This window comes from Thioclava sp. DLFJ5-1 (assembly GCF_002020115.1).
GTDB classification, from domain to species: Bacteria; Pseudomonadota; Alphaproteobacteria; order Rhodobacterales; family Rhodobacteraceae; genus Thioclava; species Thioclava sediminum.
Genome location: NZ_MPZU01000007.1, coordinates 30,403 through 45,889, shown reverse-complemented (window position 1 = coordinate 45,889; position 15,487 = coordinate 30,403). Strand labels below are relative to the sequence as shown.

Genomic DNA, 15,487 nt, shown 5'->3' with positions numbered 1-15,487 from the left:
AAATATCCCCCGCGGAGCGTCCCGCAGGAGCCGCATGCGCCGGCGTTTACAGGTCGAGCACGGCCTTTGCCGCCCGCGCGATGACGATTTCCTCATTGGTCGGGATCACGAGCACCCGAACCGCGCCCGCCCCGATCTCGCGCGCATTCTCAGTATTGGCCTCGGCGTCAACTTCGATCCCGAGGAAGCCCAGACCGTCGCAGGCCTGCGCGCGCACGCGGGCCGAGTTCTCTCCGATCCCGCCGGTGAAGACGATCCCGTCCAAGCCGCCCATCGCCGCCGCCATCGCGCCGATCTGGCGTTTGATGCGGAAGCAGAAATAGTCGATCGCTTCTTTCGCTTTGGGGTCGCTTGATCCTTCCAGCGTGCGCATATCGTTGGAGATGCCGGACATGCCCAGAAGCCCGGATTCCTTGTAGAGCAGCGTCGAGATTTCGGACGCGCTCATCCCCTCCTGATCCATCATGTAGAGCAGGATGCCGGGATCGAGCTCGCCCGGACGCGTGCCCATCGGCAGCCCTTCGAGCGCGGAGAACCCCATCGTCGAGGTGACCGACTGGCCATTCTCGATCGCGCACATCGACGCGCCCGAGCCTAAATGCGCGACGATCATCCGGCCCTTATGCAAGTCGGGCTCGGTGCGGGTCAGCTCGCCATTGATGAAATCATAGCTCAGCCCATGAAAGCCGTAGCGGCGCACGCCCTTCTCGTAATAGCGGCGCGGCAGGGCGAAGGTGTCGCTGACGAAGGGATGGCCGCGATGAAAGGCCGTGTCGTAGCAGGCGACCTGCGGCGTGCCGGGGAAGGTATCGACCGCCGCGCGGACACCGGCGAGGTTATGCGGCTGGTGCAGCGGCGCGAAGGGAGCGAGCTTGGCCAGCTCCTTCATCAGCGGTTCGGACAGGGGCTCGGGGGCGGCATGGTCGATCCCGCCATGCACGATCCGGTGGCCGACCGCGATCACTTCCAGCCCCGGAAAGGCGGCCTGAAAGGCCGCAAGCGCGGTGTGGAGCGCCGCCGCATTGGTCGCGAAATCGTCCGGGGCGGAGGCGGGCAGCGGTAGCGGCGCGCCATCGGGGCCGCTGAGTTTCATCGCTGCCTCGCGCCGCCCGATCCGGTCGACATGTCCAAGTGCGAGCGTCTCGAGATCTTCCGAAAACAGCCCAAGTTTCAGCGAGGACGAGCCGGAATTCAGCGTCAGGATCGCGCGGGTGCTCATGCGCGCTCTCCGAGGGTGCGGTGGTAGTGGATCGAGGCCACGGCGGCCGAGGCCAGCCGTGCCATCCCGCTATCGGAGCGCGAGTTCAGGATCACCGGCACTTTCGCGCCCAGCATCAGCCCCGCCCCTTCCGCGTGGGAGATATAGGCGAGCTGCTTGGCGAGCATATTCGCGGAATCGATGCCGGGTGCTACCAGCACCTCGGCCCGGCCCGCGACCGCCGAACGGATACCCTTGGTCCGCGCGGCAGCCAGATCGACGGCATTGTCCATCGCCAGCGGCCCATCGACCTCGCCCCCGGTGATCTGCCCGCGCTCTGCCATCTTCGACAACAGCGCCGCATCGAGGGACGACGGGATCGCGGGCGTCACGGTCTCGACCGCCGACAGCACGCCGACTTTCGGCACCTCGATCCCGATCGAGATCGCCACGTCGATCGCGTTTTGCACGATATGCACCTTGGTCTCGAGATCGGGCGCGATGTTGATCGCGGCGTCCGTCACGATCAGCGGATGCACGACGCCGGGCACATCCATCACGAAGACATGGGTGAAGCGTTTGCCGACCCGCAGCCCCGTCGCCTTGTCGAGCATCGGCTTCAAGAGCGCATCGGTATGTAGGTGGCCCTTCATCACTGCGCCGGCGCGCCCCTCATTGACCAGTTGCACCGCCATGCGCGCGGCATCGCGGGCGGTCTCGGCGGGCAGAATCTCGAACTTGGTCACGTCGCGGCCGAGCTCCTTCGCGACCGACATGATCTTTTCGGGATGGCCGATCAGCAGCGGCTCGATCAGGTGATGTTCGGCGGCGAGGAGCGCACCGTCGAGCGACACCGGCTCTTCGGGGCAGACGACGGCAGTGACCAGATCGGGCAGCGGCTCGGCCTTCTCCAGCAGTTTCTCGAAATGGCGGTGGCGCTGCGAGATTAGGCCCGGCACTTCGAGCGCATCGAATTTCAGATGTTTCTGCGGAGCGTGAACCTCGGCCTCGCCCTCGACGATCAGCGCGTCATCGCCCACGCGGCGCACTTCCGTCTTCATCCGCAGAAGATCGCCGGGCAGCTTCTCGAGCACCTCGACGCGGGCGCAGAGCTCCTGCCCGGCAGCCGCGAGATCGTGGAAACGCAGGCTTTGCGAGCGATAGAGCGTCCCCGGACCCGGCAGCAGATTGCCCAGCACGGCGGTGATCAGAGAGGCCACGAACATGCCCGGCGCGTAGGCCTCCTTCTGGCCGTCGCCATCGCCGTCCTCGGCCTCCAGATGAACCGGGTTGTGATTGCCCGAGGCCGCCGCGAAGACGTAGAAATCATCGGCCGTGCACAGCCGCTTCAACTCCGCCGATTGACCGACCTCGATCTCGTCCCATTTCCGGCTCTCGAACATCATGGCGCGCTCCTTCTTTTTGCCTGCTACGCAAGTCTGCCGGACCTGCGCGCTGCTAGCTAGGCAGAGATTCGCGACAAATCCTTGATCCGAGACAAAAACCGCCGACAAACCGCAGGAACCCTTTCACTCGCGCGCGGCTGAGCCTAAAGCTTGGGCAGCAAAAATGGGAGGCGTGCATGGCATTGGCAGAGGCGCTGGCGGAACTCGAAACTTTGCTGGGCGACCGGCTCGACACCTCAAAAGGCGCGCGCGACCAGCATGGCCGCAACGAGACCTGGTTCGCTTTCGCGCCGCCCGATGCGGTGGCCTATCCGATCAGCGCCGAGGAAGTCAGCGCGATCGTGAAAATCTGCGCCGCCCAAGACGTGCCGATCACGCCTTACGGCACGGGCACCTCGCTGGAGGGCCATGCCGTGCCGGTGCGCGGCGGGATCAGCCTCGATCTGATGAAGATGGACCGCGTGGTCGACGTTCTGGCCGAGGACATGCAGGTGCGCGTCCAGCCCGGCGTGACCCGCGAGGCGCTCAACGAAGACCTGCGCGCGACGGGGCTGTTCTTCCCGGTCGATCCGGGCGCGAATGCCTCGCTGGGCGGGATGGCCGCGACCCGGGCCTCGGGCACGACGACGGTCGGCTATGGCTCGATGCGCGACAATGTGGCGGCGCTGGAAGTGGTACTGGCCGACGGTCGCATCATCCGCACCGGAAGCCGCGCGAAGAAATCCTCGGCAGGCTACGATCTGACCGCGCTGATGGTCGGCTCGGAAGGCACGCTCGGGATCATCACCGAACTGACGCTGCGCCTCCATGGCCAGCCCGAGGCAATCTCGTCGGCGGTCTGTGCTTTCGATACGCTGGAAGCAGCGGTCGAGACGGTGCAGATGACGATCCAGATGGGCATCCCGATGGCCCGCATCGAATTCGTCGACGACCTTACCGCGCAGATCTTCAACGAGGCCAACGGCACCAACTTCCCCGCGAAACCGCATCTGATGATCGAGTTTCACGGCTCGGAAAGCGGCGTGGCCGAAGCCTCCGAGCGGTTCGGCGAAGTCGTGGCCGAGATGGGCGGCGCCGATTTCCAATGGGCGACGACGACCGAGGACCGCAACAAGCTGTGGAAGATGCGCCACGGCGCCTACCCCGCCACGATCGCGCATCGCCCCGGCTGCATGGGGCTGGTGACCGATATATGCGTGCCGATCTCGCGACTGGCCGAGGCCGTGGCCGCGACGAAGCATGACATCCTCGAAGCCGGGCTGATCGGCCCCGTTGTGGGCCATGTCGGCGACGGGAATTTCCACTCGGTCCTGCTGCTCGATCCCGAGGATAAAGAGGAGTTCAAGCGCGCCAAGCAGGTGGCCGCGAAGATGGCCGAACGCGCGCTGGAGATGCAGGGCACCGTCACTGGCGAACACGGCATCGGCATGGGCAAGATGGGCTATATGCGTGGCGAGCATGGCGCGGGCTGGGACGTGATGGGCCAGATCAAGCGCGCGCTCGACCCGCAGAACATTCTCAATCCCGGCAAACTGGTGGAGCAGGACGAATGAGCTTCGAAACCCCGGACGCGCTGCCGCGCGCCTTTGCGAAAGCCTGGGGCGCGCGCGATGCGCAGGCGCTTGCGGGCTTCTTCGCGGAAGATGCCGATTTCATCTCGCTCACCGGCGGGATTGCCTCGGGCCGCACCCAAATTGCGGAACTGTTCGCAGGCGAACTCGCCGGCGCCTTCTCGCGCGCGCGGCTGGTGACCGGCAAGGCCAAATCGCGCGCCGTCGGCGCCGAGGCCGCGGTCGTCCTCCAACGCTTCGTCCTGACCGGGATCATCACCGAAAACGGCGCGGATGCGGGCCGGATCGGCTGCACGCTGGCCGCAACGCTCGGGCTGACGCCAGCGGGCTGGGAAATCGTCGCCGCGCAATTCGTGGTGGAGGCGGGGTAAGACGCCGTATGGCGGCTCCCAGCCGCTTAACCTATGGTTGCGACATGGGAGAAATCAGACCAAGAATCGTCTTCGTTTGCAGCGACCGGCACCTCTCGCTGGGCAGCACCTTCATGCGCGCCCATCAGCTGATTGAACTGATTTCGCCCGAGCTTGGCGACGAGATCGATCTCTCCATTTCCCTCGCGCCGCGCAAGTCGAAGCTTTGGGGCAAGATCGCGCGCCGTCTCTGGGCTGCACGCCAACCTGAAGACGCGATCTTCTTCGTCACGAAAAGCGCCCTGCCCGTGCTGCGCCCCGAGGTCGCCGCGAGCCTGAAGAAACGCGGCGGGACGATTTGCGCCGACTATGTCGATGGCGATCTCGACCGACTTCTGTCGCCCGCAGCCGATCTGCATATCGCAAGCTCGTACCAATCCGAGCGTCAGCTGCACGACCTTATCGCTGAGCGGAACGCCGGCGGTCCCCGCTTTTCGTCCAAAGTCCACACAATCCTGCATGGCCCAGACATCCGCCTTGCCAATCAGGCTGTGTGCGCGCAGCAGGACACATTCCGCATGGTCTATTTCGGCGACCCGCTGAACTGCCAAATGAGCGAGGCGCTGCGAGACAAGATCGACGTGCTCAACGCGGCCCATGCCGAAGATTTCGTCGCCACATTCGAAGCGCTTGGAGATTACAGCGCGCATTACTGCGTCCGCCCCGACGCGCAAGGCGGCCGCGTGACGAAACCATTCACCAAGGGGATGATCACCGCCGCCTGCGGAGCCGTTCCGCTGGTGAACCGCTCGGTGCCCGACGCGGAAGCGCTGCTTGGCGCGGACTATCCCTATTTCACCGAAGACGACAGCGACACGGCGGTAGAAGCCGCGTTCGAGAAGATGACAACGGAATTCGGCGGGCCAGCTTGGACACAGGCCCTGAGCGCAACACAGACGATGGCCGCGCGTGTTTCCGCCCCCGCCATTGCTGAAAGATTCAGAGAACTCGTGAAAATCGCGCGCGGGAGCGTGTTTTCACTTTGAGCCGAGTGGCGCTATGGATAAGGGGAATGACATCATGACCCCCAGTTCATCCTCTTCAGATCGGCCAAGGGTTGTCGTCTATACAGCCATAATCGACGATTACGACTTACCCCTGCCTCCGCGCCAGTCCGATCCGGACGTCGACTATATTCTGCTGTCCAACACCCCCATGCCCAAGGCGCGTGGCTGGACCGTCCGATCGCTTCCCGAACCGGCCCGTGACCTGCCCTCGGGCGATGCGAACCGCTGGTGCAAGATGTTCGCGCATGAGATTTTCCCCGACCACGACTATTCAGTCTATCTCGACGGGAACATTCGGATCATCGGCAACCTCAAGGCCTTGCGCGACGAATTCATCGCCTCGCATGCCGCGATCGGGCTGTTCAAACACCCGACGCGGTCCACCATTGACGAGGAATGCACCGAACTGTGCGACTCCCCCCGCTTCTCGCCCGAGGAAAAGGCTGCGATGCTTGCGCAGCTAAACCGGTATCGCGGGGAAATGCCGACCGGGTGCGGCGTGCCGCTCTCCGAAAACAGCATCATCTTCCGCAACCATCGCGCCACCAATCTCGCGCCGGCGATGCAACTCTGGTGGGAGGAATATCGTCACAACTCGAAGCGCGATCAGCTGGCCTTGCCGTGGGTACTGCAAAAGGTCGATCTATCGGTCCACCGGTGGGATTGGTCCTTCCGTCACCCGAACCCGCATTTCATCCGGATGCCGCATTTCAGCGGCCGCTCCGGCGGGGCGCTTTCGGTCGCGCGTTACTATCTCTCGATGCATCGCAAGACACTGCGCAATCAGCTACAATGCTGTCAGTCCAAACGCCGCAGAGCGCGCACGGGCAAGGCTTAACCCTTCAGCAAATCCAGTGCCGCCGCCTTCGCGGCTTCGGTGACTTCGGCGCCTGCGATCATGCGGGCGATTTCGTCGGTGCGCTCGGCTTCGGCCAGCGCGCGGACTTCGGAAGTGGTCATGTCGTTGTTGACCGATTTGGCGACGCGGAAATGGGTGGCGCCGCGGGCGGCGACCTGCGGGGAATGGGTGACGACGAGGACCTGCGCGCCCTCGGCCAGTTTCGCCAGACGGCGCCCCACGGCATCGGCGGTGGCCCCGCCCACGCCGCGGTCGATTTCGTCGAAGATCAGCGTCAGCGTATCGGCGCCGCGCGCGAGCACGACTTTCAGCGCGAGCAGGAAGCGTGACAGCTCGCCGCCCGACGCGATCTTGTTGAGCGGCCCTGCCGGTGCACCGGGGTTGGTGGCGACGGTGAAGCGCACGGTATCGGTGCCCTCGGCACCGGGCTCGCCCTCCGACAGCCGCGTCTCGAACACGGCGCGATCCATCTTCAAAGGCGCCAATTCGCCCGCCATCGCGGCGTCGAGCTGCCCTGCGGCCTCGGCACGCGCCCTCGAAAGCGCAGTAGCCGCCTTGTCATAGGTCGCGCCTGCTTTCGCGAGATCAGCCTCGAGCGCGCCGATCCCTTCCTCGCCCGCATCCAAGGCAGCCAGCTTCTCGCGCAGACCTTCGGCGAAATCGGCCAGTTCATCGGCGAGCACACCATGTTTGCGCGCAAGGCCACGGATCGCGAACAGACGCTCCTCGCAGGCCTCCAAAGCATGGGGATCGAAATCGAGCGCATCCAGCGCGGTCTCGACGCCCTGCGCGGCCTCACCCAGTTCGAGGAAGGCGCGTTCCAAGGCCTCCAGCGGCGCATCGAGCCGTCCCTCGGCCCGGTCCGCAGCACCTTGCAGCCAGCGATCGGCGTCACGCATCATCCCCTCCGCCCCTTCCGGGCCGAGGGCGGCAAAGGCGCGCGACACATCTTCGCGGATTTTCGCGGCGCCCTGCATAAGGCGGCGCTGGCTGTCGAGCTCGGCTTCCTCGCCGGGTTTCGGATCGAGCGTGTCGAATTCCTTGACCGCATAGCGCAGGAATTCCTCTTCCTCCTTCACCGCAGCGAGAGAACTCCGCGCCGCCTCCAGCTTGCGCGCCGCCGCCGCGCGGGCTTTCCACGCCGTGCGGGTGGCCTCCAGCAGATCGGAATGGCCCGCGAAGGCATCGAGCAGCGCCCGGTGACCGCGTTCGTTGAGCAGACCGCCATCGTCGGATTGACCGTGCAGCTCCACCAGCGAGGCGGAGACCTGCCGCAGCACGTCACCGGACGCCCGGCGGTCGTTGATCCACGCGGTCTTGCGGCCGTCGCGCGCATTCACCCGGCGCAGGATCAACTCGTCCGAGACAGGGATGCCCGCTTCGGCCAGTACCTCGCGCGCGGGGTGATCGGAGGGCAGCTCGAACACCGCCGTCACCTCGCCCTGATCGGCGCCCTGACGCACAAGCTCCGCGCGCCCACGCCAGCCCAGCACGAAGCCCAGACAGTCGAGCAGAATCGACTTGCCCGCCCCCGTCTCGCCGGTCAGCACATTGAGGCCGGGGCCGAAGTCCAGCTCCAGCCTCTCGATAATCAGAATGTCGCGGATATCCAGCGAATGTAGCATTTCAGACCATGAGGGCCCCGATCAGAGCCACTTGCCCTGAACCACCTGACGATACACGCTGGACAGCCATCCGTTGCCCTTCGCCTCGGGCTTCAACCCACGCTTTTGCAGCAGGTTGTAAGCGTCTTGATAGAAGGGCGAGGACTGGAAGTTGTGGCCGAGGATCGCGCCTGCGGTCTGCGCCTGATCGGTGATGCCGAGTGCCAGATAGGCCTCCACCAGACGTTCCAGCGCCTCGGGCGTGTGGCTCGTCGTTTGGAATTGCTCCACCACCACGCGGAAGCGGTTGATCGCCGCGGTGTAGTTGCCGCGCTTGAGGTAGTAACGCCCGATCTCCATCTCCTTGCCCGCGAGGTGGTCGAAGGCGAGGTCGAATTTCAGGATCGCCGACTGGGCGTATTCCGAATCCGGGTATTTCTCGATCACGTCGCGCAGCGCCTGCAGCGCTTGGAAGGTCAGGCCCTGATCGCGGCCGACCTCGTCGATCTGATCGTAATAGCTGAGCGCCAGAAGATATTGCGCATAGGCCGCGTCTTCGTCGCCGGGATAGGTGTCGAGGAATCGCTGCGCCGAGGCGCGGGCTTCTTCGTAATTCTTCGCCTTATGCTGGGCATAGGCTTCCATGATCAACGCGCGCTTGGCCCATTGCGAATAGGGGTAAAGCCGCTCGACCTCGGAGAAATACTTCAGCGCGGTATTGGGGCGGCGCGGATTGCCGACCTCAAGCTCGTACTCGCCACGCTCGTAGATTTGCTTGGCCGTGAAGTTTTCGAGGTTCGGTGCTTTGTTCGGATCAGGACCGCAGGCGGAAAGCGCCAGAACAACACCAAGAGCCCCGAGTTTCGCTGCCGCCAGTTTGCCGCGCGCCATGCCCTGCCCCATCCCTCTTTCGTTGCCGGAGAAAGGCCCCGGACCCGTCAATCACTACCCCGTTTCGGAGGCCGTTCGGCATGTCCTAGCATAGAAAAATCCGGGGCGCAAAATGCCTTTGCGGGTTTTAACGCCCCTTTTCCCGATGCCCGCGAACCCGTGACCGGGCCGCGATGCGTTCAGGCCGATGCCAGTGCCGCTGCCGAACATACACCAGCGCCGGGCAAGCTGTAAGCCTGCGCGGGCGAACAGGTTTCCCAGCACCACGCATCGGGGCGCTCGAACAACGCCCGCAAAAGCTGGTTGGTCATCGCATGACCCGCGCGGTTGCCGCGATAGCGACCGAGGATCGGCGCGCCCGCAAGCGCGAGGTCGCCAAGCGCATCGAGCATCTTGTGGCGCACGGGTTCGTCCGCGTGACGCAGACCGCCGGGACTGAGAACTTTGTCGCCATCGACGACGACGGCATTCTCGAAAGTACCGCCGAGGCTGAGCCCCTTCTCGCGCATCGCGTCGACATCCGCGAGGCGGCAGAAGGTGCGGCTGTCCATCAGCTCGCGCACGAAGGCGCCATTGGCCATCTTGAGGCGCTTGCTCTGACGGCCGATCGCGGCGTCGGTGAAGTCGATCGCGAAATCGATCTCGAGGCTGGCTGCAGGCTCGAGCCGCGCAACGGCCTTACCGTTGCGTACTTCGACCGGTTTGAGGATACGGATCGCGCGCAACTCGGCAGCGAGGTGACGCAGACCGGTTGCGCAGAAGGCGGCGACGAACTGGGCCGAAGACCCGTCGAGGATCGGCACTTCCGGCCCGTCGAGCGAGATCAGCGCATTGTGGATGCCCGAGCCCACGAGAGCCGCCATCAGGTGCTCGATCGTGGAGACCTGAACGCCGTCCTCGTTTTCGATCAGCGTGCAGAGCGTCGCGCTCGGCACGTTGCTCCACAAAGCGGGCACACGCGGGTTCACGCCGGACACATCGGTGCGACGGAACACGATCCCATGGCCCGCAGGCGCCGGATGCACATGCATCTCGACCGGGGCGCCCGAATGGAGCCCAACGCCGGAAAAGGCCACGGATTTGGCAAGCGTCGTCTGCACGATAACCTCACAACTTTTTTCTCTGGCGATCCACGAACACACGGGTCCGAGAGCCGCAGCATCAGTTAGTCAGAGAAGGCGGGGTTAACAATTCACTCTTTGTAACGGCCTGAAACATTGCGACCGTGATCTGGCGGAAGGCCGCGCAGAAGCACACAAAGCCCTGATATAGAATGAAAAAAGGCCCGCTCTCGCGGACCTTTTTCGGCGTTTCGTGAAGCCTTTGTGACCGATTAATTCGCCTGACGGCGCAGGAAGGCCGGGATCTCGATGCGATCCTGATCCTCGGATTGCTCGTCATCATAGGCCTCGGCGCGCGGCTGAGCGGTCTGCGGACGCGGCTGTTGGGGCTGCGGCGCGGGCTGCTGCGGAGCGTGCTGCTGGGGCGCGTGGCCCTGCTCGGCATGGCCGTGGCCGGTCATGCGATTGATCAGCGAATTGATGCCAAAGCGCGGACGCTCTGCCTGCGGCTGCGGTTGCGGCTGCTGCGGTGCGGCCGGGCGAGTCGCCGCCATCGGACGCTGCGCGGGCGCGCTCGACGGAGCCTTGTTCACCGCCGCCTCGAGACGACGCAGGGCTTCCGGCGAAGGGGTGCCGGGCTGACGCGGACGCGGTGCGACATAGTCATGCGCGCCGTCTTCGACATGCAGATCCTGCGCGGGCGCAGGCTGCGGACGATAGGCCGGCGGCGGCAGGTCGTCAGCGGCTTCCTGGCGCGGTTGCTCCATCGTGGCGCGGGCTGCGGGCGCGTCGAACAGGGTCCGCTCTTGTGCGGTCTGCTGCGGCTGCGGCGCGGGCTGCGGGGCAGCCTGAGCGGCCGGCGCCTGTTGCGGCGCGGGCTGCGGAGCCGGTGCGGGCTGCGGCGCCGGAGCGGGCGCATGCTCGATGGTAGCTTCGGCAGCGGTTTCCGCGGGCTTCAGCGGCTCGGCGAGCGAGCGGCGCGGCACCGGGACTTCCGCCGGGGTGGCCAGCGCATCTATACCGGTCGCGACCACGGAGACGCGCATCGCGCCTTCCATGTCGGGGTCCAGCGTCGAGCCGACGATGATGTTGGCATCCGCATCGACCTCTTCGCGAATGCGGTTGGCCGCTTCGTCGAGCTCGAACAGCGTCAGGTCGTAGCCGCCGGTGATGTTGATCAGCACGCCCTTGGCGCCTGCCAGCGAGATCTCGTCGAGGAGCGGGTTCGCGATGGCCTTCTCGGCGGCCTGAACCGCGCGATCTTCGCCCGTCGCCTCGCCGGTGCCCATCATCGCCTTGCCCATCTCGTCCATCACCGCGCGCACGTCGGCGAAGTCGAGGTTGATCAGGCCAGGACGGACCATCAGGTCGGTCACGCCCTTCACGCCCTGATACAGAACGTCATCCGCCATCGAGAAGGCTTCGGTGAAGGTGGTCTTCTCGTTGGCCAGACGGAACAGGTTCTGGTTCGGAATGATGATCAGCGTGTCGACGACCTTCTGGAGCTCTTCGAGGCCCTGCTCGGCCTGACGCATCCGCTTGGAGCCTTCGAACTGGAAGGGCTTGGTCACGACGCCGACGGTCAGCACGCCCAGCTCACGCGCGGCCTGCGCGATGATCGGGGCCGCGCCGGTGCCGGTGCCGCCGCCCATGCCGGCGGTGATGAAGCACATATGCGCGCCAGCGAGGTGATCGACGATCGCCTCGATGCTTTCTTCAGCGGCCGCGGCACCCACGGTGGGACGGGCGCCTGCGCCCAGACCTTCGGTGACCTTGGTGCCCATCTGGACCCGGGCCTGCGACTTGGACTGCTGCAGCGCCTGCGCGTCGGTATTCGCGACCACGAATTCCACGCCCTCAAGCTGCTGCTCGATCATGTTGTTGACCGCGTTCCCGCCCGCGCCCCCGACGCCGAATACGGTGATCCGGGGCTTCAGGTCCTCGTGCTCTGACATCATCAAATTCAACGCCATGTGGTATGTCCGCCTGTTGTTGCTGCCCGACCCTGTCCCAGGCCGATTTCAATGGAAATTAGACCGATTTTAGCGATGAATCGCCGCAGCGTCACGTAAAAAACCGCTTCGGACCACAAAATCTGGAGCTCCAGATTCCGTGACCAGCGGTATTTCGCGCAGACGTCAGCATATTGTGTGGATGATGCGGCCAGACCGCCGCCGCTACGCGAACTTGAACTTCGCGCGACAGGCGTCTGAGATCAGTCGATTTTCACTTTTGCAACATTTCACCAATTATCCCGGAACCAGCGGATGGCCCGGCGCAGCGAGCGCCCGCCCAGCGTTTCGGGGGGCATCTCGAAATCCCACCACTCGTCTTGCGGATGCGCCGCGAAAAGCGACAGCCCCACCACGGAAGAGAAGCCCGAGCCGGTCGCGGCCTGCGGCAGACCCTGCACCCGCATCGGCCGTCCGAGCCGCACATTCTGGCCGAGGATTCGCGCGGCCAGCCCGTCGAGACCGGGGATCTGGCTCGCCCCGCCCGTCAGCACGATCTGCTTCGAGGGCAGATGCTCGAAGCCTGCGGCATCGAGGATCGCGCGCACGTCTTCGAGGATTTCCTCGACGCGCGGGCGCATTATTCCGATCAGTTCGGCGCGGCTCACCTGACGGCGGTCTTTCTCCCAGTCGCCGGAGTCGCCGCCCAGCTCGATCATCTCGCGATCGTCCATGCCGGTGGCGACAACCCCGCCGTGGAAGGTCTTGATCCGCTCGGCCACCGACATCGGCACCCGCAGCCCCGCCGCGATGTCGCGGGTGACATGCTCGCCGCCCAGCCGCACCGCGTCGGCATAGATCATGTGTTTCTTCATGAAGATCGACACGCCGGTCGCGCCGCCGCCCATGTCAATGCAGGCCGCGCCCAGCTCCTGCTCGTCCTCGACAAGGCTGGAGACGCCCGAGACATAGGCCGAGCTGGCGATACCCGCGAGTTCGAGATCGCAGCGCCGGATGCAATAGATCAGGTTCTGGATCGCGGTGTCGGAGACGGTCAGCAGATGCATGTCGACCGCGAGGCGTTGCCCCGCATGGCCCCGCGGATCGGCCAGACCCGAGCGGTGATCGAGTGCGAAGTTCACCGGCTGCGCATGAAGCACCTCGCGCCCTGCCCCGAGCGGCGGGATATCGCAGGAGGCCAGCACGCGGCTCACATCGACCTCGGTGACCTGATCGCCCTGCACCTCGATCTCGCCCGCCAGCCCATAGGAGCGCGGCTCGGCGCCCGCGAAACAGGCGATGACGTGATCGACGCGCGTATTGGCCATCTTCTGTGCGGCCTGCACGGCGGTGCGGATCGCGCGTTCGGTCTCTGCCATCGCGTCGATCTCGCCGAAGCGCACCCCGCGCGAACGCGTCGTCGCGGCCCCGATCACCCGAACCGAGGCGTGACCGGCCAGCGAGTCTTCGTCTTCGGATCCGTTGGGATTGTCGAATTTCAGAACGAGGCAGGCGATCTTGGAACTGCCGATATCGAGAAGCGCGATCACACCCCGTTGCATCGCTGCCTTACGCATGTTGCGCATTGCGCGCTGGAACTCGTAGAGATCGGTCATTGCGTGGCCCTCGCTTTGAGAATGTCAGACTGCACCCGGCGGAATTCGGCGAGCGCGTTATCGCTGAGCCGGATCGTCGGACGGTCCTTGTTTCGAAAATCAATCACGGTGAAATCGCGGGCGAGCAGATCCTCGGCGGTATTAAGCGCGAGGATGCGGTCGAGTGCGGCGACGGGATCTGTCTCGGGCAGCATGATGCGCTGATCGTGATCCAGCACGAGATCCCAGCGCCGCTCGCCCAGTCGCTCCAGCCCGCGCAGACGCGGCAGAAGCGGACCGGCATCGGCAATGATTTCCAGCGCCTCGGGCACCGCCTTATCCGCGCCCATGCCGGAAATCACCGGCAGATCGGGACGCGCTTCGCGCGAAATCAGCGTAGCCACCCGGTGGCCCGACGCGTCGAGCATCTCGAGACCGCCCGGCTGGCGCCAGAGAATCGCGGGGACGCGCTCGGTCACGTCGGCTTCGAGCACACCGCCCGGACGGATCACCAGCCGCGCGTCCGCCACCGCATCGAGGCGGCGGATCGTGTCGCGATAGGCGTCGAGGTCGATGTCGAAGCTCGACGCGGGCAGCCCCACCGGCAGCATCGCGCGCACGGCATGGGCGACCTCGGGGCTCGCGCCTTCGATCTTGAGCAGCTTGACCATGAATTCGGGGCGATGCTCGATCGCGTCCTTCACATCCTGCACCTGCGCGACCAGCTCGGCGCGGCGGCCCGGATCGCCCAGCCACAGGCCGAGACCTGCGACGATCAGAACAATCGGCACGCCGATCCGGGTGAAGGCGCGCACGGCGGGCGTGAGCCACAGCCGTTCGAGTTTGAAAGCAAGCCGCGACGGCGCGGGATCGCGGCGGGCGGGACGTTTGGAGCGTTGGTAAACGCGAGGGGCCATGCCACCCGAAGGGCCTTGGCGATGCCCGGGGGCTTCGCGCGGCGGGGCACCGTTCAGCGGCCGCATGAGGCGTCCTCCACCAACCAGGCGCAGAGCTCCGGGAAGTCGATGCCGCAATGCGCGGCCTGTTCGGGCGACAGCGAGGTGGGCGTCATGCCGGGCTGAGTGTTGGTTTCCAGCAGCACCAGACCAGCGAGCCCCCTGCCCTCGTCCCAGCGGAAATCGGTGCGCGAGAGCCCCCGGCAGCCCAGAACCTGATGCGCGCGGACCGCGTAATCGAGGCAGGCTTCGGTGATCTCGACGGGGATTTCGGCGGGCAGAACGTGGCGCGAGCCGCCGGGGCGGTATTTCGCGTCATAGTCGTACCAGCCCTCGGTTATGATCTCGGTCACGCAAAGCGCGCGCTCGCCCATCACGGAGACGGTCAATTCACGGCCCGGGGCGTAGGTCTCGACCATCACCTCTTCGGGCATCTCGGCCGACAGCTGCGGCGGGGAGTTCGCGCCGTCCATCACCAGATAGACGCCGACCGACGAGCCCTCGTTGTTCGGCTTCACGACGTAGGGCGCGGGCAGCACATGCCGCGCCATCACGTCGTCCTTGGTCGCGATCACGGATTGCACGATGGGCAGGTTCGCCGCGGCATAGACCTGCTTGGCGCGGGCCTTGTCCATAGCGAGCGCCGAGGCCAGCACACCGGAGTGCGTATAAGGAATACGGAGCCATTCGAGCATGCCCTGAACGCAGCCATCCTCGCCCCAGCGACCATGCAAAGCATTGAAAACGCAATCGGGCGCGGCATCACTCAGCCGTTGCGGAAGATCCTCTCCCGCGTCGATCTCGATCACTTCGAAACCCGCCGTGCGCAACGCCTTGGCGCATTCGCGCCCCGAGGACAGAGACACCTCCCGCTCAGCAGAAGGGCCGCCCAGAAGAACCGCCACACGGTGGGATGCCCTGCTCGACATACCCGCTACTTTCGCCTCATGCGGGGGTTGACCCCCGTCCGGTAATTG

The 15,487-nt window shown here is 65.3% G+C and carries 13 protein-coding genes; 4 read left to right on the top strand and 9 right to left on the bottom strand.

The window, feature by feature from the left end; all coding sequences use genetic code 11:
• Positions 1-46 precede the first annotated feature (46 nt).
• A complete protein-coding gene (locus BMI86_RS18465; protein WP_078542652.1) occupies positions 47-1,219 on the bottom strand; it encodes an acetate/propionate family kinase in 1,173 nt (390 codons plus the stop codon).
• Positions 1,216-2,604, bottom strand: a complete 1,389-nt coding sequence (locus tag BMI86_RS18460; protein WP_078542651.1) for a bifunctional enoyl-CoA hydratase/phosphate acetyltransferase — start codon at positions 2,602-2,604, stop codon at positions 1,216-1,218. The genes BMI86_RS18465 and BMI86_RS18460 overlap by 4 nt, the downstream gene beginning before the upstream one ends.
• Before the next feature lie 176 nt (positions 2,605-2,780).
• Between BMI86_RS18460 and BMI86_RS18455 the strand changes: the two genes are divergently transcribed.
• Genes BMI86_RS18455 through BMI86_RS18440 form a run of 4 tightly spaced genes read left to right on the top strand, consistent with a single transcriptional unit; the run spans position 2,781 to position 6,430 of the window.
• Complete coding sequence (locus tag BMI86_RS18455; RefSeq protein WP_078542650.1) at positions 2,781-4,157, top strand: FAD-linked oxidase C-terminal domain-containing protein; 1,377 nt, start codon at positions 2,781-2,783, stop codon at positions 4,155-4,157.
• Complete coding sequence (locus BMI86_RS18450) at positions 4,154-4,546, top strand: SgcJ/EcaC family oxidoreductase (protein ID WP_078542649.1); 393 nt, start codon at positions 4,154-4,156, stop codon at positions 4,544-4,546. The genes BMI86_RS18455 and BMI86_RS18450 overlap by 4 nt, the downstream gene beginning before the upstream one ends.
• A gap of 8 nt (positions 4,547-4,554) precedes the next feature.
• Positions 4,555-5,571, top strand: coding sequence for a hypothetical protein (locus tag BMI86_RS18445; protein ID WP_143594869.1), 1,017 nt, complete (start codon positions 4,555-4,557; stop codon positions 5,569-5,571).
• A 34-nt stretch (positions 5,572-5,605) separates the two neighbouring features.
• Positions 5,606-6,430, top strand: coding sequence for a glycosyltransferase domain-containing protein (locus tag BMI86_RS18440; protein WP_168173894.1), 825 nt, complete (start codon positions 5,606-5,608; stop codon positions 6,428-6,430).
• On the opposite strand, the gene recN is transcribed toward BMI86_RS18440, so the two are convergent.
• The 7 genes from recN to BMI86_RS18405 form a co-directional block, all read right to left on the bottom strand.
• The gene (recN, locus tag BMI86_RS18435) at positions 6,427-8,076 is read right to left on the bottom strand and encodes a DNA repair protein RecN (RefSeq protein ID WP_078542646.1); all 1,650 of its coding nucleotides are present in this window, start codon (positions 8,074-8,076) and stop codon (positions 6,427-6,429) included. The genes BMI86_RS18440 and recN overlap by 4 nt on opposite strands.
• Before the next feature lie 21 nt (positions 8,077-8,097).
• Complete coding sequence (locus tag BMI86_RS18430; protein ID WP_078542766.1) at positions 8,098-8,946, bottom strand: outer membrane protein assembly factor BamD; 849 nt, start codon at positions 8,944-8,946, stop codon at positions 8,098-8,100.
• Positions 8,947-9,125: 179 nt separating this feature from the next.
• Complete coding sequence (gene lpxC, locus BMI86_RS18425; protein WP_078542645.1) at positions 9,126-10,046, bottom strand: UDP-3-O-acyl-N-acetylglucosamine deacetylase; 921 nt, start codon at positions 10,044-10,046, stop codon at positions 9,126-9,128.
• A gap of 233 nt (positions 10,047-10,279) precedes the next feature.
• Positions 10,280-11,980, bottom strand: a complete 1,701-nt coding sequence (gene ftsZ / locus BMI86_RS18420; protein ID WP_078542644.1) for a cell division protein FtsZ — start codon at positions 11,978-11,980, stop codon at positions 10,280-10,282.
• A gap of 269 nt (positions 11,981-12,249) precedes the next feature.
• Entirely contained in the window at positions 12,250-13,575 is a 1,326-nt protein-coding gene (gene ftsA / locus BMI86_RS18415; protein ID WP_078522995.1) for a cell division protein FtsA, read from the bottom strand.
• Positions 13,572-14,537 (bottom strand): cell division protein FtsQ/DivIB, encoded by a 966-nt coding sequence (locus BMI86_RS18410; RefSeq protein ID WP_078542643.1) that lies wholly within the window; start codon positions 14,535-14,537, stop codon positions 13,572-13,574. The genes ftsA and BMI86_RS18410 overlap by 4 nt, the downstream gene beginning before the upstream one ends.
• The gene (locus BMI86_RS18405; RefSeq protein ID WP_078542642.1) at positions 14,525-15,439 is read right to left on the bottom strand and encodes a D-alanine--D-alanine ligase; all 915 of its coding nucleotides are present in this window, start codon (positions 15,437-15,439) and stop codon (positions 14,525-14,527) included. The genes BMI86_RS18410 and BMI86_RS18405 overlap by 13 nt, the downstream gene beginning before the upstream one ends.
• Between the last annotated feature and the right edge of the window lie 48 nt (positions 15,440-15,487).